A 25,086-nucleotide genomic window follows, 5' to 3' on the forward strand; every position below is an offset into this window, starting at 1 on the left:
GCCGGCCCCTTCCGCCGGCCCCTTGCCCCGGTCAGGTCACCTCGCCCCGACGGGAGAACCGTTCCTCCCGCCACTCACCGCTCTCCAGCACCTCGGCCAGCTGCCGGGCCGCGTCCCACACCTCGGTGTACGAGAGGTACAGCGGCGTGAAGCCGAAGCGCATCAGGTCCGGTGCGCGGAAGTCCCCGATCACCCCGTGCGCGATCAGCGCCTGGACCACCGGGTACCCGTCCGGGTGCCGCAGCGCGACCTGGCTGCCCCGCCGGGCGTGCTCGCGCGGGGTCACCACCTCGATCCCGTCCAGGCCCTCCACCAGCGAGACGAACAGGTCGGTCAGCGCCAGGCTCTTGACCCGTACGGCGGCCAGGTCGGCCCGCTCCCAGATGTCCAGGGAGACCTCCAGCGAGGCCTGGCCGAGCAGCGAGGGCGAGCTGGTCAGGAAGCGCCCGATGCCCGGCCTGGGGTCGTACCCGGGCTCGAAGGCGAACGGGCGGGCGTGCCCGAACCAGCCGCTCAGCGGCTGCCGCGGACCGGCCGCCAGGTGCCGCTCGGCGACGTACAGGAAGGCCGGCGAGCCGGGGCCGGAGTTCAGGTACTTGTAGGTGCAGCCGACCGCGAAGTCGGCGCCGGCGGCGCCGAGTTCGACCGGCAGCGCGCCGACGGAGTGGCAGACGTCCCAGATCATCAGGGCGCCCGCGGCCTGCACCCGGGCGGTGATCCCGGGCATGTCCAGCAGTTCGCCGGTGCGGTAGTCCACGTGCGAGAGCACCACCGCGGCGACGTCGCCGTCCAGGTGCCGGTCCAGCTCCTCGGGGCGGATCAGCACGCTGCTCCCGCCCTCGACCAGGCCGGTCACGCCCTCGGCGATGTACAGGTCGGTCGGGAAGGCCTCGACGTCGCCGAGCACCGTGCGCCGCCCCGGGCGCAGTTGGAGCGCGGCCGCGAGCACCTTGAACAGGTTCACCGAGGTGGTGTCGCAGACGACCACCTCCGCCGGATCGGCCCCGATCAGCGGCGCGATCCGCCGTCCCAGCCGGTACGGCTGCTCGAACCAGCCGGCGTCGTTCCAGCTGCGGATCAGCTCCCGGCCCCACTCGCGCTCGACCACCCGGGCCACCCGCTCGGGCGTGCGCACCGGCAGCGCGCCCAGCGAGTTGCCGTCCAGGTAGATCACCCCGTCCGGCAGGGCGAACTCCTCGCGGAACGCCGCCAGCGGGTCGACGGCGTCCAGCGCCGCGCAGTCCTCGCGCGTGGTCATGCCCGTTCTCTCCTTCGCCACCGGCTCGGTCACAGCTCGTCCCGGATCGTCCACAGCTCCGGGAACACGTCCTGCTCGGCCGCCTTGCGCAGCCAGGTCAGTCCGCTGGAACCGCCCGAGCCGGGCTTGGCGCCCATGGTCCGCTTGACCGAGCTGAGGTGCCGCTGGCGCCAGCGGGTGACCCGCTCGGCGACGTCCAGCAGCGTCTCGGCGAGCGGCTGGAGGTCGGCGTACTCCGGCTCGGTGTAGACCCGGCGCCAGGCCGCGGCGACCTCCTCGGAGGGCCGGTAGCGCTGCTCCGGGACGGCCGCGGGCACCGCCAGGCCGCGGCGGGCCAGCAGGCCGAGCACCTCGTCGTACAGGCCGGGGGAGCGCAGTGCCTCGGCCAGCTCGGCCCGGGTCTGCGGCATCCCCTCGTACATGTTCAGCAGCGCGGCGTTCTTGTTGCCGAGCAGGAACTCCAGGTGCAGGAAGGCCGAGGACTGGAAGCCGGAGGCCTCGCCGAACAGGGCGCGGAAGGAGTTGAACTCCTGCGGCGTCATGGTGGCCAGCAGGTCCCAGGACTCCACCAGCACGTCCTGGACGTGGGTGCCGCGGCGCAGCGCGGCCCGCGCGGCGGTCGGGTCGTCCTCGCGCAGCGCCTGCCGGGCGATCGTCCACTCGTGCCGCAGCAGGTCGAAGAGCAGCTCCATCACCTGGGTGGTGACGATGAAGGACAGCTCGGCCGGCTCCTTGCTGCGCGGGTGCTGGAGGCTGTGCAGCTCCTCCAGCCGCACGTACTGCGCGTACGGGGTGCCCCGACCCGGCCGGCCGTCCCCACCGAACGACAGGCTGGGTGTCTCCACCGTGTCGTGCCCCATCCCGATCCCTCCTGCTCCGTCCGGGCCGCGTCGCCCGGGTCCGGTGGAGCGGACGGACGTCCTGGTTCCACCGGGGTGCCCATTGTGCGGCGCCGCGGTCCCCCGCTTGAATGGCCGACGAGCACCGCAACAGGGCTTCGGGTTGTCGTTCGCGAGGCGTTCGGTCGATCTGCTTTACGAATGAAAAACCGCTGATCACACCTGCTGATCACCATCGCTCCGGGAGCCCCCATGGACGCCGTCGACCGCCGCCTGCTGGCCGAACTCCAGGCCGACGCCAGACTCTCGTACAACGAACTCTCCCGCCGGGTGAGCCTGTCCGCACCCGCGGTGGCCGAACGGGTCCGCCGCCTGGAGGCGGACGGCGTGATCAGCGGCTACCACGCCCATGTGGACCCCACCCGGGCCGGGCTGCCGATCACCGCGCTGGTCCAGGTGCAGTGCTACGGCCCGCGCTGCGTGCTGCGCGACCCCGAGGTGGCGACCTGGCCGGAGGTGCTGCAACTGCACCGGGTCACCGGCGGGGCCTGCTGCGTGCTGCTGGTCGCGGTTGCCACGATGGCCGAGTTCGAGGCGCTCTGCGACCGGCTCGGCGGGTACGGGCCGCCGGCCAGCTCGATGATCCTCTCCAGCCCGGTGCCCTGGCGGCCGCTGCTGCCGAGCTGACCGGCGCGAGCCCGCCTGCCCCCCGGCGCCGGCCGGCCCTGACGCCGGTTGGCCTTGACGCGGACGTCAGGGAGTAGGTTCCTCGGCATGCCGAACGAGCGCCACATCCTGCTGCTGCCCGGGAGCCTGCGGGCCGGTTCCGCCAACGAGGCCGTGCTGCGCACCGCCGCCGCGGTGGCCGACGACCTGCCCGGCGTCCGGACCACGTACTACGCCGACCTGGCCGGGCTGCCGCACTTCAACCCGGACCACGACACCGACCCCCTGCCGGAGCCGGTGGCCGCGCTGCGGGCGGCGATCGAGGCGGCCGACGCGCTGATCGTCTGCACCCCCGAGTACGCCGGGACGCTGCCCGGCTCGTTCAAGAACCTGCTGGACTGGACGGTCGGCGGGATCGAGATCTCGGACAAGCCCGCGGCCTGGATCAACTGCGCCGGGCCCGGCCGCGGCCAGGGCGCCGAGGCGACCCTGGGCACCGTCCTGGGCTACACCGGCGCGGCCGTGCTGGCGCAGGCCTGCGTGCGGATCCCGCTGGAGCGCGGCGCGGTCGGCCCGGACGGGCTGGTCGCCGACCCGCTGGTGCGCGGGCGGATCGGCGAGGTGCTGACCCTCCTGGCGGCCGGCTGAGCGCCCGCCCGGGGGCTGCGGCTCAGTGCCCGGCGGGCAGCGGCACCCCGAGCCCGGCCAGGCCCTCCAGGAAGAGCTCGACGCCGACCGCCGCGAGCAGCAGCCCGAGCAGCCGGGACGCCACCTCCAGCGAGGTGCTGTGGGTGCGCCGCATCAGCGGCGCGAGCACGGCCACGCAGAGGTAGTTGAGCACCGCGACGGCCACGTACGCCCCGGCGACGGCGGCCTTCCAGCCCCAGTTGTCCTGGTTGAGCGAGGCGACCAGGACGGCGGTGATCGCGAGCGGGCTGGCGATGTACGGCAGCAGCAGTTCGCGGATGCCGTCCACGAGCGGGTTGCCCAGGTGCTCGTCGTCGTCGCCGTCCGCGCCGAGGTGGAGGCCGAAGACCAGCGCGACGGCGTAGACGAAGAAGATCGCCCCGCCGGCGAGCTGCAGCGACTGGTCGCTGATGTGGAAGAGCGTGGTCACCTCGTCCGCGCCGAAGCCGAGGACCAGGCCGATCAGCGCCGAGACGGCCGTGCTCCAGGCGGCCAGCCGCCGGAGCTCCCGGGTGCTGCGGTCCCCGGCCAGCCTGGCGAAGGTCAGCAGGGTCTTCGGCGGGCCGACCACGGCGAAGAAGGTGATGAAGGCGCTGCCCAGGTTGAAGACGAACATGGGCCCAGCATTCCTTGTCGGGGCCGGATTCGCCCGGATGGCGGCCCCGGGTCGAGCCGGCGGGCGCTCTCGGGTGCCATGGAGGTACGGACGACCACTCCCCCGGCGGAAACGAGGATGCGACATGTGCCTGAACCGTAGGGACCTGGGCCTGCTGGCCCTGCGCAGCGCGGTCGGCGGGGTGCTGATCGCGCACGGGACCCAGAAGCTGTTCGGCTGGTTCGGCGGTGGCGGCCTGGAGGGCACCACCCAGGCGATGGACCACATGGGCTTCCACCCGGCCCGGGAGAGCGCCATCGCGGCGGGCGTCGGCGAGGCGGGCGGCGGCGCGCTGCTGGTGGCCGGGCTGGCCACCCCGGCGGCCGGTGCGGTGGTGGCCGGGACGATGGCCGGGGCCGTGGCGGTGCACGCCCCGGCGGGCTTCTTCGCGATGTCCGGCGGCTACGAGTACCCGGCGTTCCTGGGCGGGACCGCCCTGGCGATGGGCCTGGCCGGCCCCGGGCGGTACTCGCTGGACCACCTGACCGGGCACGTCTTCGACCGGCCGTGGGTCGGCGCGCTGGCCTTCGTGGCGAGCGCGGCGGGCGCGTACGGGGTGGTGGCGCGCCGTCGGCACCTGGTGCGGCTGCGCGAGGAGCGGGCGGCGGTGGAGGCCGACGAGCAGGAGGGCTCCGGGCTGTCCTGAGGCCGGGCCCCGTCCGGAAGGCCGCAGGAGGCCTCACCCGGAGGCACCACCCCTGCTGGCGGGCGCGGCGGGCGGCTCGGAGGGTGGGCGGGAGGTGTGCCGGGCAGCCCGGCGCCGGAAGGAACGAGGACCCGCATGGACCGCCAGCCGCTCACCCGGGCCGCCTCCGGGCCGCGCCGCACCGCACCGCGCCCGGCCGTACCGACGAACCGTCAGCACCGGCTGGCCGCAGGGGTGTTGGCGGCCGCCGTGCTGGGTTCGGCGGTGCTGGCCGGCTGCTCCTCCGGCAAGAGTGCGCGCGGTGAGGCCTCCGCGGCGGCCGGCGAGGTGCAGAAGGCGGCCAGCGCCGCCGCCTCCGCCGCGTCGGCGCTGGCCTCGGCGGCCGGCGGCGTGGGCGGGCTGCTCGGCTCGGCGCAGGCGGAGGCCTCCGCGGCGGTCTCGGCGGCCTCCTCGGCGGTCGCCGGGATCAAGGGCGGGCTGGACGCCAAGGGGGACGTCTCGGTCGGCGCGGTGTCGACCGGTCCGGACGGCAGGCCGCAGGCGCAGCTGACCGTCACCAACCACGGCCAGGAGTCGTACCGGTACGTGGTCCAGGTGAACTTCACCGACGGGAGCGGCAAGCTGCTGGACGCCACCGCAGTGACCGTCCAGGACGTGGCGGCGGGCCAGAGCGCCCAGGCCACCGCGCAGGCCAACCGGGAGCTCAGCGGCACGGTGGAGGCCGAGGTGGCGAACGCCGTCCGGTTCTGAGCACCGGGCCGCGGGGAGCCCGTTCCGGCTCCGGGCGCCGCCGTTCCGGGGCGGGTGCGGAACCTTAAGCGGGTCTCAAGGCCAACAGGACCCCTTGACGGGGGAGTTGGTCTAGTCCATTTTTATTCCCCAGGTGCAGGGAGCCCCTGAACCGGCGTCACCGGCCTCGTGTCGGGGGCGCCGGTTCGGCACATCCCGGTGTCCGTCATGGCCTGTCCGCTCGATTCCCACCCCTGATCTGTCATGTCCCGGTCGTCCGGCCCCACCCCGGACGCGCCACCCCACCGGGCGACGGAACCCCCACACCCAGGAGTCACGCACCCATGCTGCGCTCACGCATTGAAAGGGCCGGGACCCCGGCTCCGGACGGGCCCCGCCGGCGCCGCCCGAAGAGCCTGGCCGCCATCGCGGCCGGCACCACCGCCTCGCTGCTGCTCGGCGCCGGCCTCGCGCTGTCCGGCGGCGGCGCGGCCAACGCCGCGACCACCAACTCCACCGGCGCGACCGCCACCAGCGGCGGCATCAAGGTCGCCTACTACGACCAGTGGTCGGTGTACGCCAACGCGTACTACCCGAAGACGATCCAGGACACCGGCGTGGCCGGGAAGCTGGACTACCTGATCTACGACTTCGCCAACATCTCCCCGTCCGACCTGGGCTGTTTCGAGGCGACCAAGGCCGCCGACACCAACGACAACAACCCCAACGCCGGTGACGGCGCGGCCGACGCCTTCGCCGACTACCAGAAGAGCTTCGGCGCGGACATCTCGGTGGACGGCGTCGGCGACGTCTGGAACCAGCCGATCGCGGGCAACTTCAACCAGCTCAAGAAGCTCAAGGCGAAGAACCCCAACCTCAAGATCCTGCTGTCGATCGGCGGTTGGACCTACTCCAAGTACTTCTCGTCGGCGGCCGCCACGGACGCCTCGCGCAAGCACCTGGTCTCGTCCTGCCTCGACATGTTCATCAAGGGCAACCTCCCGTCCGACGCCGGCTACGGCGGTCCGGGCACGGGCAAGGGCGTCTTCGACGGCATCGACATCGACTGGGAGTACCCGGGCGGCGGCGGCCACACCGGCAACATCTCCAGCCCGGCCGACAAGCAGAACTTCACCCTGCTGCTGCAGGAGTTCCGCAACCAGCTGGACGCCCAGGGCAAGGCCGACAACAAGACCTACGCCCTCTCGGCGGCGGTCGGCGCCGGCCAGGACAAGATCATGAACGTCGAGACCGACAAGATCGGTCAGTACCTGACCTTCCTCGACGTCATGACCTACGACATGCACGGCGGCTGGGACCCCCAGGGTCCGACCAACCACCAGGCCCCGCTGTACTCCGGCCCGAACGACCCGTCGACCCCGGCCAGGCCGGGCAACGGCAAGTACTCGATCGACAACGCCATCAAGGCGTGGACGGTCGGCGACGCCCAGTACGGCATCCCCGGCGGCTTCCCGGCCAACAAGATCAACATGGGTGTGCCGTTCTACTACCGCGGCTGGACCGGCGTCCAGAACAACGGCAAGAACGGCCTCTTCCAGCCCGCCACCGCCCCGGCCACCGGCGCCGCGATGTCCGGCAACGTCCCGGGCATCCAGATGTACAAGGAGCTGGCCGGCTTCGTCGACAACCCGTCCAAGACCTTCTGGGACGACGACGCCAAGGCCGCCTACTTCTACGACGGCACCACCTTCTGGAGCGGTGAGAACGCCAAGTCCATCCAGGCCAAGCTGGACTACGCGCACTGCAACGGCCTCGGCGGCTCCTTCGCCTTCTCGCTGTACGACCTGGGGACCAACACCAGCCTGTTCGACACGATGGTGAACGCCACCAACGGCTCCGCGGCCGGCTGCCCGGCCCCGCCGACCGGCACCCCGACGCCGACCCAGACCCCGACCGGCACGCCGACCGGGACCCCCACCGGTACCCCGACCGGCACGCCCACCGGGACTCCGACCGGCACCCCGACCACGCCGGCCACCTGCTCGGCCGCCCCGAGCTGGGACCCGAACGCCACCTACGCGGCCGGCGGCACCAAGGTCTCCTGGAAGGGCCACTACTACACCAACAAGTGGTGGACCAAGGGCGACGACCCGACCCAGAGCGGCCAGTGGGGCGTCTGGACCGACAACGGTCCCTGCTGACCCGCTGACCCGCTGATCCGCGGAGCGGCTGACCTGCTGACCTGCCGACCCGCTGACCGTCCGGGGTCCACGGACCCCGCGGCACCTGAACGAGAACGGAGTCCGGCCCGCCGGGGGAGCACCCCCGGCGGGCCGGACTCCGTCGTTCCGGGCCCGCGACCGCGGCTCAGGCCAGGTCGGCCGTGCGCCCGAGCGCGTCCGGCTGGCTCTCCTCGATCCGCCGCAGCATCCGGGCCAGCAGGCCGGACAGCGCGGTGCGCTCCTCGCCCACGACGTCCTGCAGCAGCTCCTCCTCGAACACCGCGGCCATCCGCATCGACTCCAGCCACTTGTCGCGGCCGTTCTCGGTCAGCTCGATGATCACCCGCACCCGGTTGGACTCGTCCCGCTCCCGGGTGACCAGGTCCTCGGCCACCATCCGGTCGATCCGGTGGGTCATCGCGGCCGGGGTGAGCCCCAGCCGCTTCGCCAGCTCGCCCGGGCCCAGCCGGTAGGGGCTCCCGCTCACCACCAGCGCCTTGAGCACCTCCCACTCGGCGGAGGTGATCCCGAGCACAGTCAGCTGCCGGTCGTACGCGACGCCCATCCGCCGGGAGACCCGGTTGAGGGTCTGCACGATCGTCTCGACCTGGGGGTCGACTGTGGGGAACTCCCGCTGGTAGAGGGCCACTTGCTCGGCGATGCCGAACTCCAGGGGAGTGGTCCGCGGGGGCTTGTCGGCAGCCGGCGACGGCTTGTCCGTAGTCATGCGGACCAGTGTCGCACGGGCGTGCACTCCTTAAGCCTTTGACTCCGCAGTCTTCCGGTGCTAAGACTTTATCTCGGCAGAGTTTAGGTCTGAAATCTTCTGGGCTTAAGAGTTCCAGTGGAAACAGGAAGGGATGTGCACGGTGATCGGCACGGTGAAGCAGCAGAGGCAGCAGCGACGTGGGGCGGGCGGCCCGCTGCGCCGCGTCCAGATCGGCAACGCGCTCAGCGCGTTCGGCAGCGGGTTCACGATGCCGTACATGTTCGTGTACGTGGACCAGGTGCGCGGGCTGGGTTCGCTGGCGGCCGGGATGGTGTTCACCGTCTTCGCGCTGGCGGCGCTCGCCGTCCTCCCGTTCACCGGGCGCGGCATCGACCGGTACGGTCCCCGTCCGGTGCTGCTGGCGGGTGCGGCCCTGGCCGCCACCGGCGCGTTCGCCTTCGGCCAAGCCACCGGCACGCCGGCCCTGCTGGTCTCCTCGTTCCTGTTCGGCGCGGGTGTCACCACCTGCCAGCCGGCCCTCGCCACGATGATCGTCCGCTGCTCGACGGCCGCGACCCGCTCGCACGCCTTCGCGCTGCAGTTCACCCTGGTCAACCTGGGCATGGGCATCGGCGCGCTGGTCGGCGGGCAGATCGTGAACGTCGCCGACCCGGCCAGCCTCACCCGGCTGTTCACCATCGAGGCGGTCACCTTCCTCGGCCTGGCCCTGGTCACCGGCACCGCCCGGATGCCGAAGGCCCAGCTGAGCGCCGTCCAGGACGCGGCGACCGGCCCGACCGGCCTGCGCGCCCTGCTCGCCGACAAGGCGATGGTGCGGCTCAGCATCCTCGCCGGGCTGATCTTCTTCACCTGCTACGGCCAGTTCGAGTCCGGTGTCGCGGCCTTCGCCACCGACACCGTCGGCACCGCGCCGTCCACCCTGGGCCTCGCGATCGGCGCCAACGCGGTCACCATCGTGGTGCTGCAGATGTTCATGGTGCGGATCACGGCGCGCCGCCGCCGCACCACCGCGATGGCCGCGGCCGGTGTGGCCTGGCTCGGCGCCTGGGGGATGGCCCTGGTCGCCGGCCTGATCCGGACCGAGACCATGGCCGCCACGGTCGCCATCGTCTCGATCTACGCCCTGTTCGGCGTCGGCGAGTCGCTGCTCGCGCCCACCATGGGCCCGATGGTCGCCGACCTCGCCCCGGCCCGGCTGCTCGGCACCTACAACGCCGGGTACGCCCTGGTGAAGCAGATTGCCATCGCGGTCGGCCCGGCCGTCGGCGTGCTGCTGGTCGGCTCCGGCACCTGGCCGCTCTACCTCGCGGCCATGGCGGGCTCGACGCTGCTGATCGTCGTGCTGGCGCTGCGCCTGCGTCCGTACCTCACGGCCGAGCAGGACAACGCGGCCCCGGCCGTGGTCCGCACCCCGGCCCCGGTCCGGGGGCGGGAGCTGCAGACCGCCGCGTGACGGCGGGCGGCCGAGCGAATCGGCCGCTTGTGCGGCCATGTGTACAGCCGCTCGTACGGGCGCCGACCAGGTCACCTGGTCGGCGCCCGTCGCGCTTGGCTTCCCGGGCACCGCCACATAGTGTCAGTGGCTGTTGACCGCCCGGCCCCGGCCGGGGCAGCAGACCCGGGCCCGGTGCAGCAACCCCCAGGGCCCCGCAGACAGGCGAATCGGCGAGGCTATGACGCAAGCGGCGCTCACGCACCCCCCGGCGGTCCAGGCCACCGCCGAACCGGACCCGGCACCGGCCCCGCGCGGCCTGCTGCGCTGGGCGGCCGACCGTTCCGGCTGGCTCGGCCCGATCGGCGTCGCGCTCTTCGCCGGCCTGCTGCGGTTCTGGAACCTCGGCTACCCCAACGCCTTCGTCTTCGACGAGACGTACTACCCCAAGGACGCCTGGTCCCTGCTCCAGCAGGGCTTCGAGGGCACCTGGCCCGACCACGCCAACGCCGACATCCTGGCCGTCCCGCAGTCCGTCCCGCTCAGCTCCGCGCCCGAGTTCATCGCCCACCCGCCGCTCGGCAAGTGGGTGATGGCGGTCGGCGAGCAGCTGTTCGGACTGCACCCCTTCGGCTGGCGGTTCATGACCGCACTGCTCGGCACCCTCACCGTGCTGATGCTGGCCCGGATCGGCCGCAGGCTCTTCGGCTCCACCCTGGTCGGCTGCACCGCCGCCCTGCTGATGGCCGTCGACGGCCTCCAGCTGGTGATGAGCCGGGTCGGCCTGCTCGACGGCATCCAGATGTTCTTCGTGCTCGCCTCCTTCGGCGCCCTGCTGATCGACCGCGACCACGTCCGCGCCCGGCTCGCCGGGGTCACCGACGGCGACGGGGTGCGGCTCGGGTGGCGCCCCTGGCGGATCGCCGCCGGGGTGCTCATCGGCGCCGCCTGCGCCGTCAAGTGGAACGGCGCCCCGATCCTCGCCGCCTTCGGCGTCCTGACCGTGCTCTGGGACCAGTCCGGCCGCCGCGCCGCCGGCGCCCGCCACCCCTGGCGCTCGATGCTGCGCCGGGACGCCGTACCCGCCCTCCTCGCCATGGTCGGCTCGGCCGTGGTGGTGTACGTCGGCGCCTGGAGCGGCTGGCTGGCCGGCGGTGCGAACGGCGGGGGCGGCTACGACCGGCACTGGGCGGACGGCCGCGCCGGGCTCTCCCCGGACCACGCCTTCGGCATCCCGCTGCCGCAGGTCCCGATGACCTGGGTGCCCGCGCCGCTGCGCAGCCTGTGGCACTACCACTCGCAGATGTACGACTTCAACACCGGCCTGAGCACCCCGCACACCTACCAGTCCAACCCCTTCGCCTGGCTGGTCGACGGCCGCCCGGTCTCGATGTACTGGGAACAGGTGCCGACCGGGTCGCGCGGCTGCACCGCCCCCGGTGGCTGCGCGGCGCAGATCCTGGGCCTGGGCACCCCGTTCCTGTGGTGGGCGGCCTGCTTCGCGCTGGTCTACCTGCTGTGGCGCTGGTTCTTCCGCCGGGACTGGCGCTCGGGCGCCGTGCTGTGCGCGGTGGCCGGGATCTACCTGCCCTGGTTCCAGTACCAGGAGCGGACGATCTTCTCCTTCTACATGGTCGTGCTGGTGCCGTTCCTGTGCCTGGCCGTCGCCCAGATGCTCGGTGCGATCCTCGGCCCGGTGGGCTGCAGCCCCCAGCGCCGCCGGTACGGGGCGATCGGGGCCGGGCTGATCGTGCTCGCGATCGTCGGCTGCTTCGCCTTCTTCTACCCGCTGTACACGGCGGAGGTGATCCCGATGTCGTCCTGGCAGGACCGGATGTGGTTCACCAGCTGGATCTGATGCCGCTGTCCCCGTGGTCGCCGCCGTCGGCACCCGTACCGCTGGCGGCGTCCGGCGCCGGGCAGCTGCTGCCGGTCACCCCGGTGCTCGGGGTGGTCACCGCGGTGCTGCTGCTGGCCGCCGTGGCGGTGGCCGGCCGGGGTCTGCTCGGCCACGGGCGGGCGGTGGCGCGGGCCGGACTGCGGGCGGTCGTCCAGCTGGCCGCCGTCGCCGCGGTGATCAGCTGGGTGGTCGCCTCGCTCTGGTGGTCGGCGCTGTTCGTGCTGCTGATGTTCACGGTCGCGGTGCGCACCGCGGGCCGGCGGATGACCCCGGGCCCCGGCTGGGTCTGGGCGGCGGCCCCGATCGGCGCCGGGGTGCTGCCGGTGCTGGCCCTGCTGCTGGCCGTCGGGCTGCTGCCGCTCAAGGGCCTGTCGGTGATCCCGGTCGCGGGCATCCTGATCGGCGGCGGGCTCACCGCGACCTCGCTCGCCGGCCGGCGCGCCCTGGACGAGCTGCGGCAGCGGCGCGGCGAGGTGGAGGCGGCGCTGGCGCTGGGCTTCGAGGAGCGGGACGCCCGGCTGGAGATCTGCCGTACGGCGGCCGCGACCTCGCTGGTCCCGGCGCTGGACCAGACCCGCACCGTCGGCCTGGTCACCCTGCCCGGCGCCTTCGTGGGGATGCTGCTCGGCGGCGCCTCGCCGGTGCAGGCGGGCGCGGTGCAGCTGTTCGTGCTGATCGGGCTGCTGGCGGTGGAGTCGGTGGCGGTCGTGGTGGTGCTGGAGCTGGTCGGGCGGGGTCTGGTGACGGCCGACGCCGGGCCGGGCGGCCACGGCGTCGGGTAGGCTGGAGCGCGTTGAAGGGGAGTAGCCCTCCACCGGACCGTCGACATACTGGCCCCCAGGGGCCCGGCGCCCGGGGCACCGCTCGAATGGCGGCTGCCGGCGAGACCTTCGGCCGCAGTGCTGTGACCATTTCCAGTGCTGTCGGGCCGAAGCGTCCCCTGACGGACCTGCGGAGGCCGGACAGCCGACCGAGGGGTTCCTCCGATGAGTTTGACCGTTGCCGCGTTGACGTTCGGCATCATCTTCCTGGCCGAGCTGCCGGACAAGACCGCGCTGGCCAGCCTGGTGCTCGGCACCAAGTACCGGGCGAGCTACGTCTTCGCGGGCGTCGCCGCCGCCATGCTGCTCCAGGTGGTGCTGGCGCTGGCCGCCGGGCACCTGCTCTCGCTGCTGCCGCACCGCTGGGTGGAGGGCGTCACCGGAGCGCTGTTCCTGGTCGGCGCGGCGATGCTGCTGTTCCACGGCGGTGAGGACGAGGAGGGGCACGCGGCCAAGGAGCCGTCCTCGAACCGCTTCTGGAAGGTGGCCGGGACCAGCTTCGCGGTCGTCGCGGTCGCCGAGTTCGGCGACCTGACCCAGATCATGACCGCCAACCTGGCCGCCAAGTACGCCGACCCGCTGGCCGTCGGCCTGGGCTCCTGGCTGGCGCTCTGCGCGGTCGGCGGGATCGCCATCGTGGGCGGGCAGAAGCTGCTCAAGTACGTGCCGATGAAGCTGATCGTCCGGGTGGCGGCGGCGATCATGGTGGTGCTGGCCGGGGTCAGCATCTTCGGGGCGATCACCGGCTGACGCCGGTCAGCAGGTGGTGCGGGTGGCCGGAGGTGGGACCGGCCGACGGCGCGGCCGCCTCCCGCCCGGCCCCGCTCAGCAGCCGGGGTCGGCGGTGAGGGCGGCCTGGGTCTTGGGGCCGTAGACGCCGTTCTCGCCCTTGATCCGGTTCTGCCGCTGGTAGTCCTGCAGCGTCGTCTGGGTCCACCAGTCGAAGGTGCCGGTGACGAGCGACTTGTCGACGAATCCGCACCCGGCGCCGACGAGCAGTTGCTGCATCGCCTTGACGTCGGGCCCGCTCATTCCCATCTGGAGCAGCCGCGGGGTCTGCGACGGGGTGGGCGTGGGCGTCGGGGTGGGCGTCGGCGTGGGGGTCGGCGTCGGTGTCGGGGTGGGGGTCGGAGTGGGTGTCGGCGTGGGGGTGGGGGTCCTGGTGGGGCTCGGTCTGGCCGACCGGGTGGCGCTCGGGCTGGGCGTCTCGGGGGTCGGCGTGGGGTCGCTGGGCGCCGGGGCGGCCACGGTCGGCGGCTCCACCGGGGCGGGGGCGAGCGAGGTGGTGGGCGCCGGTTCGGCCCGACGGGTCGGCTCGGAGGACGGCGTCACGGCGTACGCGAGGCCGACGGTGAGCGCCAGCAGTCCGGCGCCGACGCCCGCGATCAGGCCCTTGCGCCCGGCGAGGGGGCCGCGCTCGGACTGCTCGGCGGCCCGGCGCGCGGCCCGTCCGCCGGTGGGGGCGGAGTCGGGCCCGGGGGCCCCGCTGTCGAACGGGAAGTAGCCGAGCTCGTCCCCGGACGCGTCCGGGCCGGGCCGTCCGGCCGGCGGGACCGCGGGCAGGACGGTGGTGGCGCCGTTGCCGTACGCGTCCGGTGCGGGGCCCGGGACGGGCGGCAGGACGGTCGTCGCGTAGGCGTCCGCGTCCGGCCCGAGCGGGGGCGTGGCCGGCGGCTGCATCTGCTGTGCGTGCTGGGCCTGCTGCACCGGATGCCTCATCGGCTGTGCAGGCTGTGCAGGCTGTGCCGGCGCGACCGGGGGCAGCACGGTGGTCGCGAACGGGTCGGCCGTCAGCGGCGGCTCGTCGGCGACCTGCTCGGGCGCCTGCGGCACGTACGGGCGGACCAGCGGCGGGCCCTCCAGGTGCGGGAGGACGGTGGTCTCGTCGAGGCTCCGGTCGGGGAGGCAGCTGCACCCGGTGGAGCGTGCGGTGCCGCACGTCGGGCAGTGCTGGTCCGGCATCGGCCGGTCCTCCTCGGTTCTCGGGTCTCGCGATCGGGCCTGATTATGCAGGACGTCCCGGAGGGGGGACAGGGGCGTCCGGCCCCCGGCGGGGGTGTTGTGCCGGTTGGTGGTGGTTGGCCCCGGGGGAAACCGCCGGAACGCCCACGACGGGTCCGGTGCTTACGTTCGGCTCAACCCGGCGGAGCATAACGGGACATATCTGCCAGCATGGGGAACGGGGAGTGATCATCCACCTGGGCGTCCGGTCGTCCGGCCCCGCGACCCGACGGAGAGGCCATGCCGCCTGTGGAGACGTCATGACGGAGCCGCGCGCCGCGAGCGGGCGGAGCCCGGCGCACCCGCCCGGCCCGCCCGGCCCGCCCGAGGTCACCGCCGCCAACCTCTGGGTGCCGATCGGGGCCCTGCTGCTGGCGATGCTGCTCGCCGCCCTCGACCAGACCATCGTCTCCACCGCGCTGCCCACCATCGTCAGCGACCTCGGCGGCCTGGACCACCTCTCCTGGGTGGTCACCGCCTACCTGCTGGCCTCCACCGCCGCCACCCCGCTCTGGGGCAAGCTCGGCGACATGTACGGCCGGAAGCGGTTCTTCCAGGCCTCCATCGTGATCTTCCTGATCGGCTCGGTGCTCTGCGGAATCGCCCAGAACATGGGCGAGTTGATCGCCTTCCGCGCTCTCCAGGGCCTCGGCGGCGGCGGCCTGATGGTGCTCTCCCAGGCGATCGTCGGCGACCTCGTCGCCCCCCGGGACCGCGGCAGGTACCAGGGCCTCTTCGGCGCCGTCTTCGGCGTCACCAGCGTCCTCGGGCCGCTGCTCGGCGGGCTGTTCGTCGACCACCTCAGCTGGCGCTGGGTGTTCTACGTCAACCTGCCGATCGGCGCGGTCGCCCTGGTGGTGATCGCGGCGGTGCTGCACGGCACGGAGGCCCGGCGCGAGCACCGGATCGACTACCTCGGCACCGCGCTGATCGCCGCCGTCGCCACCTGCCTGGTGCTGATGACCTCGCTCGGCGGCACCACCTGGGCCTGGAGCTCCTGGCAGGTCGTCGGCCTGGGCGTGCTCGGACTGGCGCTGCTGCTCGTCTTCGTCCAGGTGGAGCGCTCGGCCGCCGAGCCCGTCCTGCCGCTGCGGCTGTTCCGCTCACGGACGTTCAGCCTGGTCGCGGTGATCTCCTTCGTGGTCGGCTTCGCGATGTTCGGCGCCCTCACCTACCTGCCGACCTTCCTCCAGGTGGTCCAGCAGGTCTCGCCCACCATGTCCGGCATCCACATGCTGCCGATGGTCCTCGGGATGCTGCTCACCTCGATCGGCTCCGGCCAGATCGTCGCCCGCACCGGCCACTACCGGGCCTTCCCGATCGCCGGGACGGCCGTCACCACGGTCGGCCTGCTGCTGCTCTCCCGGCTCGACGAGCACAGCGGCACCGCCGAGATGAGCCTCTACTTCCTGGTCTTCGGCCTCGGGCTGGGCCTGGTGATGCAGGTACTGGTGCTGATCGTGCAGAACTCGGTCGGCTACCAGGACCTCGGGGTGGCCACCGCCGGCGCCACCTTCTTCCGCTCCATCGGCGCCTCCTTCGGCGTCTCCATCTTCGGGACGGTCTTCGCCAGCGGCCTGCGCTCCCGGCTCGCCGACGCCCTGGCCGGGCAGCCGCTGCCGCCGGGCTTCCGGGTGGAGGCGATCACCGCCGACCCGCGCCTGATCACCCGGCTGCCCGCCGCCCTCCAGGCCGGCGTCCACCACGCCTACGCCGAGTCGATCACCCGGGTGTTCCTGTACGCGGTGCCCGTCGCGGCGGTCGCCTTCGTGCTGTCGCTGTTCCTGCGCGAGCAGAAGCTGCGCTCCACGGTGACCGCGCCCGACCTCAGCGAGTCGATCGGGATCAACCCGGTCGAGCGCTCCTCCCTGGACGAGATCGCCCGCGCGCTGTCCGTCCTGGGCACCCGGGAGGCCCGGCGCGACCTCTTCCGGCGGATCACCGCCACCGCCGGGCTCGACCTGCGGCCCGCCTCCAGCTGGCTCCTCCTGCAGATGCACCACCACGGTTCGGTGGAGCCCGCCGAACTGGCCGAGCGGCGGGTCGTCCCGGTCTCGGTCGTCGAGGAGGCCGTCCGGGAGGTGGAGGGCCGCGGCCTCGCCGCCCGCACCGGCGGCCTGCCGCTGCGGCTCACCGAGCCGGGGGAGGAGGCGGCGCTGCGGCTGGTCGCGGCCCGGCGCACCCAGCTCGCGGAACTGCTGGGGGACTGGGACGAGCGGCAGTACGAGGACCTCGCCGCACTCCTCACCCGGCTCAGCTCCACGCTCTGCGCCGACCGGCGGGACCGGCCGGATCCGCCGACCGGGCCGCAGCCGCCGTACCGGGGGGAGGGGCGGTCGTTCTAGCCGTCCCCAGCGCTGGTGCGGCGTTCCTCACGGGCTGCCGAACCAGCGCGGGGTGTCGAGCCGGAACGGGTCCCCGGGGGCGAGCAGCCGCAGACCGTCCTCGATCCGGCGGAGTTCCTCCTCGCCGAGGGCGGCGGACCACTCGGTGCGCAGTTCCTCGAAGATCCGCGCCGAGCGGACCAGGCAGTCCACGCCCCGCTCGGTGAGCCGGACCACCTTGCGGCGGGCGTCGGCCGGGTCGCTGCCGCGCTCGACGTAGCCGAGCTGTTCCAGGGTCTCGACGGTCTTGCCCGCGGCCTGCTTGGAGACGCCGAGCCGGCGGCCGAGTTCGACGGCGGTGGTGCCCCGGGGGCCGATCGCCTGGAAGACGAAGCCGTGCATCGGGCGCAGGTCCGGGTGCCCTTCGCGGGCGATCCGCTCGTGCAGTTCGTCGATGATCGTGCGGAAGGCCAGCAGCAGGCGCAGCGGCAGCTCGAAGCCGGGCGGGGCGGGTTCGCTTGACACGATAGACAACCTCATTGACCATATAGACAACGACATTGTCCATCTTAGGGGGTTCCTTCACCATGCCCGTGATCCGCTCCGCCGACGCCCGTCGCACCGAGACCCCGAACGCCGTCATGACCACCCTTGCCTCACCCACCCAGGGTGCGACCGCCCTCGCCCAGTGGCGGGTCGAGATGCCCGCCGACCGGCAGGGCCCGCTGCACGCCATGGACACCGAGCAGATCTGGACCCTGCTGGCCGGCTCGGCCGAGGTCGACCTCGCGGGCGAGACCCTGACGGTCGCCGCCGGCGACACCCTCGCCCTCCCCGCCGACGTGCCCCGCCGCATCACCACCGCCGAGGGCTTCACCGCCCTCGTCGCCTCCCCGTCCCCCTCCCACGCCTACAACCCCGACGCCCGCACCCCCGAAGGCGCCTGCGCCCTCGCCCCGCGCGACGCCGACCGCCTCCTCCCGGCCTGGATCGCCTGAGCCGGAAGCCGGAGCCCCGCCCCCTGCCCCCGCCCCGCCCCGGCGGCCCCCGGGCCCGCAGCGCCCGACCGGCGGGGTGTGAGGTGTAGCAGACTGCTCGGGAGCAACCGAGCCGACGGCCGTACGGGCCCCGGCGGATCAGTGAGGAGCGGCATGTCCGTCGTCAAGATCAACGTACTGACGGTGCCCGCCGAGCAGCGCGAGGTGCTGGAGCAGCGCTTCGCCTCGCGGGCCGGTGCGGTGGAGAACTCCGACGGCTTCGAGTGGTTCGAACTGCTGCGTCCGGTCGAGGGGACCGACCAGTACCTGGTCTACACCCGCTGGCGCAGCGAGGAGGACTTCAAGGCGTGGATGGAGGGCCCGATGCAGGCGGCCCACCGTGGTGGCGGTGAGGGCGGCGAGGCGCCGAAGCGGCCGGCCGCCTCCGGGTCCACGCTGTGGTCCTTCGAGGTCGTGCAGTCGGCGGGCCCGAAGGCCTGATTCGGCGGGCTGGTAGGAGGCGGACGGCGCGCCCCGGGGTTCCGGGGTGCGCCGTCCGGCGTTCGAGGGGCCGGGCGATGCCGTCCGGGCCGACCGGGTGTGCGATGAACGGGCTTGTGGTGTGGGGGAGTTCAGGCCGCGGCGGCGTACAGGGCCGCGCGCAGGCCGGGGACGGTCTCGCGGTCGGCCCGCCACACCAGGCGGAGGTGCAGGGGCGGGGGAGCGAGGGGGAGGCGGACGAGGGCGCCGGAGGCGAGGGGCTCCCGGACGGCGAAGTCGGGGAGCAGGGCGATGCCGAGGCCCTGTTCGGCGCAGGCGCGGGTGACGGCGACGCCGCCGGTGGGGACGCGTTCGACGGCGTGGCCGAGCAGGCGCTCGCCGGCCAGCCGGAAGGAGCAGGCCGGGGTGTTCACCAGCAGGCGTTGGCCGCGCAGGTCCTCGCGGGTGAGGGCGGCGGCGCCGCCGAGCGGGTGGGCGGGGGCGGCGACCAGGGCGAGCGAGACGTCCTGGAGGTCGAGGTGGTCGAGCGGGGCGGGCGGCAGGTAGAAGCCGAGGTCGCCGAGCGGTCCGGCGGTGTCCAGGATGAGGGCGGCCTCCAGTGCCCCGGCCGCGACGCCGCCGAGCAGCGCGTCCCGGGCGGTGTCGGTGTGCAGCGCGACGTCCAGGCCGGGGCGGCGTTCGGCGAGCCGGGCCAGCACGGCCGGGACGTGGGTCGCGGCTATCGTCTCCAGCGCGCCGAGCCGCAGCCGGGCGCGGTCGGCGACCACCTCGCGGCGGGCCTGTTCGGCCTGGTCGAGCAGTGTGCGCGCCCAGGGCAGCAGCCGCTCGCCGGCCGCGGTGAGCCTGGTTCCGCGCGGGGCGCGGTCGAACAGCTCGGTGTCCAGGCTGTGTTCGAGGGTGCGGATCTGCTCGGACACCGAGGAGGGGGCCAGGTCGAGCGCCACGGCCGCGGCGGTGACGGTGCGGTGGGTGGCCACGGCCTCGAAGACGCGCAACTGACGAAGTTCCACTGGTTTCTCCGGTTCCCCCGAACGCCCGCGTGCGGTGGCGGGCCCGCTCGGCCCGCTCGTGGTGCGTGCTGCGGCTCGTGTTGAGGTGTTCGCGATGATCCTGCCGGTGTTGCGGGACAGCGTACGGCGGCGTTCGGGCATTCCGAACGCCGCGTGCGCAATCACCGGTGGAGCGGGTACCGGTCAGGCGGGCGGTTTCCAGAGCTGGTTGGTGCCGCCCGTGCAGTCCCAGAGTTCGAGCCTGGTCCCGTCGGCGCTGCCGCCGCCCCGGGCGTCCAGGCAGCGGCGGGAGCCCGGGTTGAGCAGGGTGCCGTCCGGGCGCGGGTACCAGCTCTGGGCGGCGGTGCCGTTGCAGTCGTAGAGCTGGACGGGGGTGCCGGCGGCGGTGCTGCCGTTGGTGACGTCCAGGCACTTGCCGAGGGCGCGGAGCGAGCCGTCCTGGTGGACGGTCCAGTCCTGGGCGCCGGTGGAGTTGCAGCGGTAGAGCTGGACGGCGGTGCCGTTGACGGTGGACGCCCCGTCGACGTCCGTGCACTGCCCGTCGATGCCGGTCAGCGGCCCGCTGGGGCTGGGCGTGGTCCAGCGCTGTTTTGCGGTCGTCCCGCAGGGCTGCAGCAGCAGTCGGCCGTCCGCGCCGCTCAGGCAGCGGCCGGTCGACGGGTTCAGCAGCGAGGAGTCCGGGCCCCTGCGCCATTCCTGGTCGGCGGTCCGGGTGCAGTCCCGCAGGAGCACGGCGGCGCCGTCGGCGGAGCCGGCCGGGGTGAGGCAGCCGTCCAGGACGCCGACGCTGCCGTCCGAGCCGACGGTGGCGTCCTGGGCGGCCACGCCCGAGCAGTCCGTCGCCTCCAGCGGCCGGCCGGCGTCCCCGGCGGCGGCCGAGGCGTCCAGGCAGGCGCCGTCGGAGCCGGTGATCCGCCCGGACCAGGTGGAGACGGCGGGGGACGCGGGGGTGTCGACGCCGCCCCGCAGTCGGGGTGCGCGGGAGGACGAGCCGACGGTGAGGCCGTACCGACCGCCGGGGACGCCCCAGCCGTGCACGCCCTCGTCCCAGACGGCGAAGGCGGAGCGGTCCAGCAGCAGGTCCACGTGGGTCGAGGCGCCGGGCGCCAGGGTGACCTTGTCGAAGGCCTTCAGCTGCTGCGGGGGTTCGCCGGCCGTGGCCGGGAAGGTCAGGTACAGCTGGGGCACCTCGGTGCCGGTCCGGCGGCCCCGGTTGGCGACGTCGAAGCCGACCCGGACCCGGCCGGCCTGGTCGGGGCCGGTCACGGTGAGGCCGCCGTAGTCGAAGGTGGTGTACGAGAGGCCGTGGCCGAAGGGGAACAGCGGGGCGGTGCCGCTCGCGTCGTACCAGCGGTAGCCGACGCCGAGGCGCTCGGTGTAGTGGTAGGTGCCGTCCGTGCCCGGGTACTGGGCGGCGTCCCGGATCGGGGTGGCGTCGGCGGAGGTCGGGAAGGTGACGGGCAGTCGCCCGGCCGGGTCGACGTCGCCGAACAGCACGTCGGCGAGCGCGGCGCCGCTCTGCTCGCCCGGGTACCAGGCCTCGACCACGGCGGGTACCGCGTCCAGCCACGGCATGGTGACCGGGCCGCCGGTGTTCAGCACCACCACGGTGCGCGGGTTGGCCCGGGCGACGGCCCGGATCAGCGCGTCGTCCGCCGCGGTGAGGTTCAGCGAGCCGCGGTCGGCGCCCTCGGTCTCCTGGTCGCCGACCACCACCACCGCGACGTCCGCCCCGGTGGCCGCCGCGGCCGCCGCGGCCGGGTCGTCGCCGGGGTCGTGGCGCACCTCCGTGTTCGGGCCGACCCGGGCCGCGATGCCCTGGCGGGGCGTCACCGTGTGCTCGGCGTACGGGGTGACGTGCGAGGAGCCGCCGCCACCGGTGTAGGCGCGGTCCGCCCAGGGGCCGATCACGGCGACGGACTTGAGCCGGGCGGCGTCCAGCGGCAGGGCGGACCCCTCGTTGCGCAGCAGAACCGTTCCGGCGGCGGCGGCGGTCCGGGCGTCGCGCGCTCCGGCGGCCGGGTCGACCGGGGGCGCCTGGACGCCGTCGAGCGCTCCCGTGCGCGCCATCAGCCGCAGCACCCGGCGGACCTGGTCGTCCAGCAGGGCCGGGGCGAGCCGGCCGTCCGCCGCGGCGGCGGGCAGGTCGGCGAAGTAGCTCGAACCGCCGAACTCCTGGTCCAGCCCGCCGGCGGCGGCGTTGACGGCGGAGTGGGTGGCCGGGTAGTCGGAGCCGACCACCCCGTCGAAGCCCCAGCGGCCCTTGAGCACGTCGCGCAGCAGCGGGAAGTTCTCGCACGCCCAGACGCCGTTCACCGGGTTGTAGCCGCACATCGCCGACCAGGCCCGGCCCTCCCGCACCGCCGCCCGGAAGGCGGGCAGCTCGATCTCGGCCAGGGTGCGCTCGTCCACGTCCGAGCCGTACGACTGGCGGTTGTCCTCCTGGTTGTTGGCCGCGAAGTGCTTGACCTGCGCGGCGACGCGCTGCGCCTGGATGCCGCGCACCTCGGCGGTGGCGAGCCGCCCGGCGAGGTACGGGTCCTCGCCCAGCGTCTCGAAGTTCCGCCCGCCCTGAGGGGTCCGGACGATGTTCACCATGGGCGCGTACAGCACCTGGTAGCCGCGCGCCCGGGTCTCCCGGCCCAGCACGTCGCCGTACCGGGTGGCCAGCGCCGGGTCGAAGGCGGCGGCCAGCGCGACGGGTGCGGGCAGCGCGGTCGCCGGGCGGCCGTCCCGGACGCCGGCCGGGCCGTCCGTCAGCAGCAGCGGAGGGATGCCGAGCCGGGGCACGCCCGCGACGTAGCCGACGGAGTCCACCCCGGCGGGGGCGTCCCGGCCGCGCAGCAGAGTGACCTTCTCGTCGGTGGTCAGCTGGGCGAGGAGGCTCTCGATCCGCTGCTCCGGCGATCCGGGCCCGTCCTTCGGGCGCTCGCCCGGCGCGGCCGCGGCGTTGCCGGCCGTGGCGGCGGCCAGCAGGCAGCCACCGAGGCCGAGCCGGAGGATTCGCATCCGCAGGGAGGGACGTCGCAGGGCAACCACCACCGATCGACGGAGTCGTGGACGGCCGGGCGGGCCTAAAAAGTGACGATCCGTCAAATCTACGGTGGTTCGGCCCCGTACGGCAGGTGGCGCGCCGGGGCGTGTCGGGTATGTCCGGTGCGCGCGCCGGGCGGTGCGCGCGCCGCCGCCCGCCCCCCCGGGGGGCGGGCGGCGGTGTCGCGGCGGGGGCTGGGGCGGGGTCAGCCCAGTTCGGCCAGGGCCTGCTGCGCCGCCCGCGTCCTCGGGTGGCCCTCGCCGAAGTGCTCCTGCCAGGCGGCGGCGTTGGTCCGGAGGACCTCGCGGGCCTCCGGCAGGCGGCCCTGGGCGGCGAGGACCCGGCCCCGGAGCGTGCCGACCTCCAGGGCGCGGTGGTGGTTCGGCCCGAGCGTGCGCCGGCAGAGCTCCGAGGACTTCTCCAGGGACGGCGCCGCGTCCTGCCCCAGCCCGAGCAGGGTGACCGCCGCGACGAGGTGGAGCGCGGCCTCCAGTTCCTCCTCGCCGACGGGGTCCGGCGTGGTGTGTTCGAGCGCGGGGCGGAGCGCCGACAGCGCTTCGTCGTGGCGGCCCTGCGCGTTCAGGGCGCGGGCCAGGCCGAGCCGGGCGGTGAGGAGGAAGCGGGCGTCCAGGCCCGCGATGCCCGCCGCGTGTCCGACGGCGGTGCGGGCCTCGGCCTCGGCCTCGACCGCCCGGCCGCGGGCCGTCAGCGAGAGCACCAGGGCGTTCCGCGCGGCCATCCCGAGCAGCACGCCACCGGGACCGCCCGAGGCCGCGACGTCCATCAGCGCCCGGGCCTGCGCCTCGGCCTCCTGGAAGCGGCCCAGGTAGACGAGTGCCTGGGTCCGGTCGGACCGGGCCTTGAGCGCCTGGGGACTGCCCCCGCCCGCGGTGGCGGTGGCGGCCGCCTCCAGCTCCGTCCAGCGCGTGACCGCCTCGGCGTGGCGGCCGAGCGTGCTGAGTGCCGCGGCCTCGATCGCCAGCGCGGCGCGGGTGTACTCGACGTCGGCCCGACCGGTGAGTTCCAGGAGGAGGGCCGCCTCGGCCCGCGCCTCCTCGGCCCGTCCCGTCCGCACCTGGACCTGGGCGAGCCCCAGCCGGGCCCAGCGGACGAGCTCGCCCCGGGCGGTCGGGTCGGGCGCCAGCCGCAGCACCTCGCGCAGCTCGGCCTCCGCCTCGGCATGACGCTGGAGGCCGCCGAGTGCGCGCGCCCACACCACCCGGCTCGCCAGGGTGGTGGCATCGTCCGGGCCGAAGACCTTCGAGCGGATGCGGACCGCCTCGCGCGCCACGGGCTCCGCGTCCCGCGCGCGCCCCCGGTTGAGCAGGCGGATGCCCTCCCGGTGCAGCTCCTGCGCCTTGGAGTCCCGCCAGTGCTGGATCAGTCCCACGTCGTACCCCCTCCGTCGATCACGACCGGGCGATGGTAGCGGGGCGCCGGGGCGTCGCCCCCGGGCGGTGCGGTTCCGGCCCCGGGCACCGCCCGCCGGGTCCCGCGAGGGGGTGGGTAGATTCTCGATCATGAGAACGACAACGGGGGACGGTCGGCCGGTGCGGGCGGCGCTCGACCGCCTGGGATCGGCACACCCGACGGCGGAGCGCTCCCGCACGCTCCTGGGCGGGGCGCTGATCGCCGTCTCGGTCCTGCTCTTCGCCTGGATCCTGGTCCTCGGGTCGGCCACCCGAGGGCAGGCCGAGGTCAGGAACTGGTCCACGGTGTGGATCGGCATGGACGTCCTCCAGGTCGCCGGCCTGATCGCCACCGCCAGGCTGCTCGTCCGGCGCTCACGCCTGACCGCCCTGGCCGCCGCCGCAGCCGCCACCCTGCTCCTCCTCGACGCCTGGTTCGACGTGATGACCGCCGAGGGCGGCGGCGCCTGGTACACCGCCCTCGCGATGGCGTTCCTCGTCGAACTCCCGGCCGCGCTCGGGCTCGCCGCCCTGGCCCGGTCCGCCCTGGACTGGGGAGCTCCGGACCGCTGAGTGCTACTGGCGCAGGCCGGGAGGACTACCAGGTGAAGAAGTCGACCAGTTCCTCGGCGGGCGGCAGCGGCGCCGCCGCCGGGAGGGGGCGGATCTGGACGAAGGCGTGCTCGAACTGGGAGTACGAGAAGGGGTCCAGGCCCGGGGCCACCACCAGGGCGTTGTCGCCGCGGCGCCAGACGCGGTAGCGCCGGACGCTGCCGGAGTGCGGTCGCCGTTCGTGGCTGACGTCGTGGTCGGGCGGGCCGAGCAGGGTGGTGAACCGGGCGGCGACGGCGTCCAGTTGCTCGGTGAAGGTGTCGGTCTCCTGGTCGGTGCTGCTCCGCCAGCCGGGGAGGGTGCCCCAGAAGTCCTCGGCCATCCCGCCGTCGGGGTGCACGTAGTACTCGTAGGCGAAGGGCAGGAAGAGGCAGTCGTCGCCGTACGCGAGGTGGCCCGCCGGTGTGCAGGCCTTCTCGTTCAGCTCGCCGAGGTGGTCGCCGGTGGAGTGCCAGCCGGCGTCGGTCATCGCGCGTTCGCCGACGTCGCCGTCCGTCCAGTCGAGGTCCGCCATCGCCACCAGCCGGGCGGCCAGTTCGGGGTCGACGGGGCAGTACGCGGTGATCCAGGGATCGTCGTCCTGGTCGGTGTCGGTCTCGGTGTCGGAGTCGGCCTCGTAGCCGGGGGATTCTGCGGACACTGGGGTGGACTCCCGTTCTGGCGGACGCTTCG

At 74.1% G+C, this 25,086-nt stretch carries 23 protein-coding genes; 13 read left to right on the forward strand and 10 right to left on the reverse strand.

The window, feature by feature from the left end; genetic code table 11:
- Positions 1-31: 31 nt before the first annotated feature.
- The gene (kynU, locus tag ACFY2K_RS22790) at positions 32-1,258 is read right to left on the reverse strand and encodes a kynureninase (protein WP_387713539.1); all 1,227 of its coding nucleotides are present in this window, start codon (positions 1,256-1,258) and stop codon (positions 32-34) included.
- Positions 1,259-1,287: 29 nt separating this feature from the next.
- Positions 1,288-2,118 (reverse strand): tryptophan 2,3-dioxygenase, encoded by an 831-nt coding sequence (locus ACFY2K_RS22795; RefSeq protein WP_380525236.1) that lies wholly within the window; start codon positions 2,116-2,118, stop codon positions 1,288-1,290.
- A 231-nt stretch (positions 2,119-2,349) separates the two neighbouring features.
- Between ACFY2K_RS22795 and ACFY2K_RS22800 the strand changes: the two genes are divergently transcribed.
- Entirely contained in the window at positions 2,350-2,784 is a 435-nt protein-coding gene (locus ACFY2K_RS22800; protein ID WP_030288688.1) for an Lrp/AsnC family transcriptional regulator, read from the forward strand.
- Between the two features lie 87 nt (positions 2,785-2,871).
- Positions 2,872-3,411 carry an NADPH-dependent FMN reductase gene (locus ACFY2K_RS22805; RefSeq protein WP_387713543.1) on the forward strand — a complete coding sequence of 180 codons (540 nt, stop codon included), beginning with the start codon at positions 2,872-2,874 and terminating at the stop codon, positions 3,409-3,411.
- 22 nt (positions 3,412-3,433) lie between these two features.
- Here the strand turns inward: ACFY2K_RS22805 and ACFY2K_RS22810 are convergent, their stop codons facing one another.
- Positions 3,434-4,066: a MarC family protein gene (locus ACFY2K_RS22810; RefSeq protein ID WP_375887882.1), complete on the reverse strand. Its 633-nt coding sequence runs from the start codon at positions 4,064-4,066 to the stop codon at positions 3,434-3,436.
- 124 nt (positions 4,067-4,190) lie between these two features.
- Between ACFY2K_RS22810 and ACFY2K_RS22815 the strand changes: the two genes are divergently transcribed.
- The 3 genes from ACFY2K_RS22815 (at position 4,191) to ACFY2K_RS22825 (ending at position 7,642) form a co-directional block, all read left to right on the forward strand.
- A complete protein-coding gene (locus ACFY2K_RS22815; RefSeq protein WP_375887885.1) occupies positions 4,191-4,751 on the forward strand; it encodes a DoxX family protein in 561 nt (186 codons plus the stop codon).
- 135 nt (positions 4,752-4,886) lie between these two features.
- A complete protein-coding gene (locus ACFY2K_RS22820; RefSeq protein WP_380525234.1) occupies positions 4,887-5,501 on the forward strand; it encodes an FxLYD domain-containing protein in 615 nt (204 codons plus the stop codon).
- A gap of 323 nt (positions 5,502-5,824) precedes the next feature.
- Positions 5,825-7,642, forward strand: a complete 1,818-nt coding sequence (locus ACFY2K_RS22825; protein WP_387713547.1) for a glycosyl hydrolase family 18 protein — start codon at positions 5,825-5,827, stop codon at positions 7,640-7,642.
- Positions 7,643-7,808: 166 nt separating this feature from the next.
- Here the strand turns inward: ACFY2K_RS22825 and ACFY2K_RS22830 are convergent, their stop codons facing one another.
- Complete coding sequence (locus tag ACFY2K_RS22830; RefSeq protein WP_375887892.1) at positions 7,809-8,390, reverse strand: MarR family winged helix-turn-helix transcriptional regulator; 582 nt, start codon at positions 8,388-8,390, stop codon at positions 7,809-7,811.
- A 154-nt stretch (positions 8,391-8,544) separates the two neighbouring features.
- On the opposite strand from ACFY2K_RS22830, the gene ACFY2K_RS22835 reads away from it, so the two are divergent.
- The 4 genes from ACFY2K_RS22835 to ACFY2K_RS22850 all read left to right on the forward strand — a co-directional run bounded on the left by ACFY2K_RS22835 (position 8,545) and on the right by ACFY2K_RS22850 (position 13,296).
- Complete coding sequence (locus ACFY2K_RS22835) at positions 8,545-9,846, forward strand: MFS transporter (protein ID WP_387713550.1); 1,302 nt, start codon at positions 8,545-8,547, stop codon at positions 9,844-9,846.
- A 220-nt stretch (positions 9,847-10,066) separates the two neighbouring features.
- Positions 10,067-11,683 (forward strand): dolichyl-phosphate-mannose--protein mannosyltransferase, encoded by a 1,617-nt coding sequence (locus ACFY2K_RS22840; RefSeq protein ID WP_380594081.1) that lies wholly within the window; start codon positions 10,067-10,069, stop codon positions 11,681-11,683.
- Positions 11,662-12,507 carry an ABC transporter permease gene (locus ACFY2K_RS22845; protein WP_380525229.1) on the forward strand — a complete coding sequence of 282 codons (846 nt, stop codon included), beginning with the start codon at positions 11,662-11,664 and terminating at the stop codon, positions 12,505-12,507. Before ACFY2K_RS22840 ends, ACFY2K_RS22845 begins: the two co-directional genes overlap by 22 nt.
- A gap of 204 nt (positions 12,508-12,711) precedes the next feature.
- Entirely contained in the window at positions 12,712-13,296 is a 585-nt protein-coding gene (locus ACFY2K_RS22850) for a TMEM165/GDT1 family protein (RefSeq protein WP_380407709.1), read from the forward strand.
- Positions 13,297-13,371: 75 nt separating this feature from the next.
- Here ACFY2K_RS22850 and ACFY2K_RS22855 read toward each other — a convergent pair whose 3' ends face one another.
- Positions 13,372-14,508: a peptidoglycan-binding protein gene (locus ACFY2K_RS22855; RefSeq protein WP_380644138.1), complete on the reverse strand. Its 1,137-nt coding sequence runs from the start codon at positions 14,506-14,508 to the stop codon at positions 13,372-13,374.
- Positions 14,509-14,807: 299 nt separating this feature from the next.
- Between ACFY2K_RS22855 and ACFY2K_RS22860 the strand changes: the two genes are divergently transcribed.
- The gene (locus tag ACFY2K_RS22860; protein ID WP_387713555.1) at positions 14,808-16,892 is read left to right on the forward strand and encodes a DHA2 family efflux MFS transporter permease subunit; all 2,085 of its coding nucleotides are present in this window, start codon (positions 14,808-14,810) and stop codon (positions 16,890-16,892) included.
- A 27-nt stretch (positions 16,893-16,919) separates the two neighbouring features.
- On the opposite strand, the gene ACFY2K_RS22865 is transcribed toward ACFY2K_RS22860, so the two are convergent.
- On the reverse strand, positions 16,920-17,396 hold the full coding sequence (locus ACFY2K_RS22865; protein ID WP_375887905.1) for a MarR family winged helix-turn-helix transcriptional regulator: 477 nt from the start codon (positions 17,394-17,396) through the stop codon (positions 16,920-16,922).
- 62 nt (positions 17,397-17,458) lie between these two features.
- On the opposite strand from ACFY2K_RS22865, the gene ACFY2K_RS22870 reads away from it, so the two are divergent.
- Complete coding sequence (locus tag ACFY2K_RS22870) at positions 17,459-17,869, forward strand: cupin domain-containing protein (RefSeq protein ID WP_375887907.1); 411 nt, start codon at positions 17,459-17,461, stop codon at positions 17,867-17,869.
- Between the two features lie 153 nt (positions 17,870-18,022).
- Positions 18,023-18,349, forward strand: coding sequence for an antibiotic biosynthesis monooxygenase (locus ACFY2K_RS22875; RefSeq protein ID WP_188303748.1), 327 nt, complete (start codon positions 18,023-18,025; stop codon positions 18,347-18,349).
- Between the two features lie 131 nt (positions 18,350-18,480).
- Here the strand turns inward: ACFY2K_RS22875 and ACFY2K_RS22880 are convergent, their stop codons facing one another.
- The 3 genes from ACFY2K_RS22880 to ACFY2K_RS22890 form a co-directional block, all read right to left on the reverse strand.
- On the reverse strand, positions 18,481-19,359 hold the full coding sequence (locus ACFY2K_RS22880) for a LysR family transcriptional regulator (protein WP_387713559.1): 879 nt from the start codon (positions 19,357-19,359) through the stop codon (positions 18,481-18,483).
- Positions 19,360-19,542: 183 nt separating this feature from the next.
- Complete coding sequence (locus ACFY2K_RS22885) at positions 19,543-22,368, reverse strand: glycoside hydrolase family 3 C-terminal domain-containing protein (RefSeq protein ID WP_387713562.1); 2,826 nt, start codon at positions 22,366-22,368, stop codon at positions 19,543-19,545.
- A gap of 230 nt (positions 22,369-22,598) precedes the next feature.
- Positions 22,599-23,783 (reverse strand): tetratricopeptide repeat protein, encoded by a 1,185-nt coding sequence (locus ACFY2K_RS22890; protein WP_380529481.1) that lies wholly within the window; start codon positions 23,781-23,783, stop codon positions 22,599-22,601.
- Between the two features lie 130 nt (positions 23,784-23,913).
- Here ACFY2K_RS22890 and ACFY2K_RS22895 point away from each other — a divergent pair, with 130 nt between their 5' ends.
- Entirely contained in the window at positions 23,914-24,375 is a 462-nt protein-coding gene (locus ACFY2K_RS22895) for a hypothetical protein (RefSeq protein WP_387713565.1), read from the forward strand.
- Positions 24,376-24,400: 25 nt separating this feature from the next.
- Here ACFY2K_RS22895 and ACFY2K_RS22900 read toward each other — a convergent pair whose 3' ends face one another.
- Complete coding sequence (locus tag ACFY2K_RS22900; RefSeq protein WP_380644133.1) at positions 24,401-25,054, reverse strand: hypothetical protein; 654 nt, start codon at positions 25,052-25,054, stop codon at positions 24,401-24,403.
- Between the last annotated feature and the right edge of the window lie 32 nt (positions 25,055-25,086).

This window comes from Kitasatospora sp. NPDC001309 (assembly GCF_042896295.1).
Lineage (GTDB): Bacteria > Actinomycetota > Actinomycetes > Streptomycetales > Streptomycetaceae > Kitasatospora.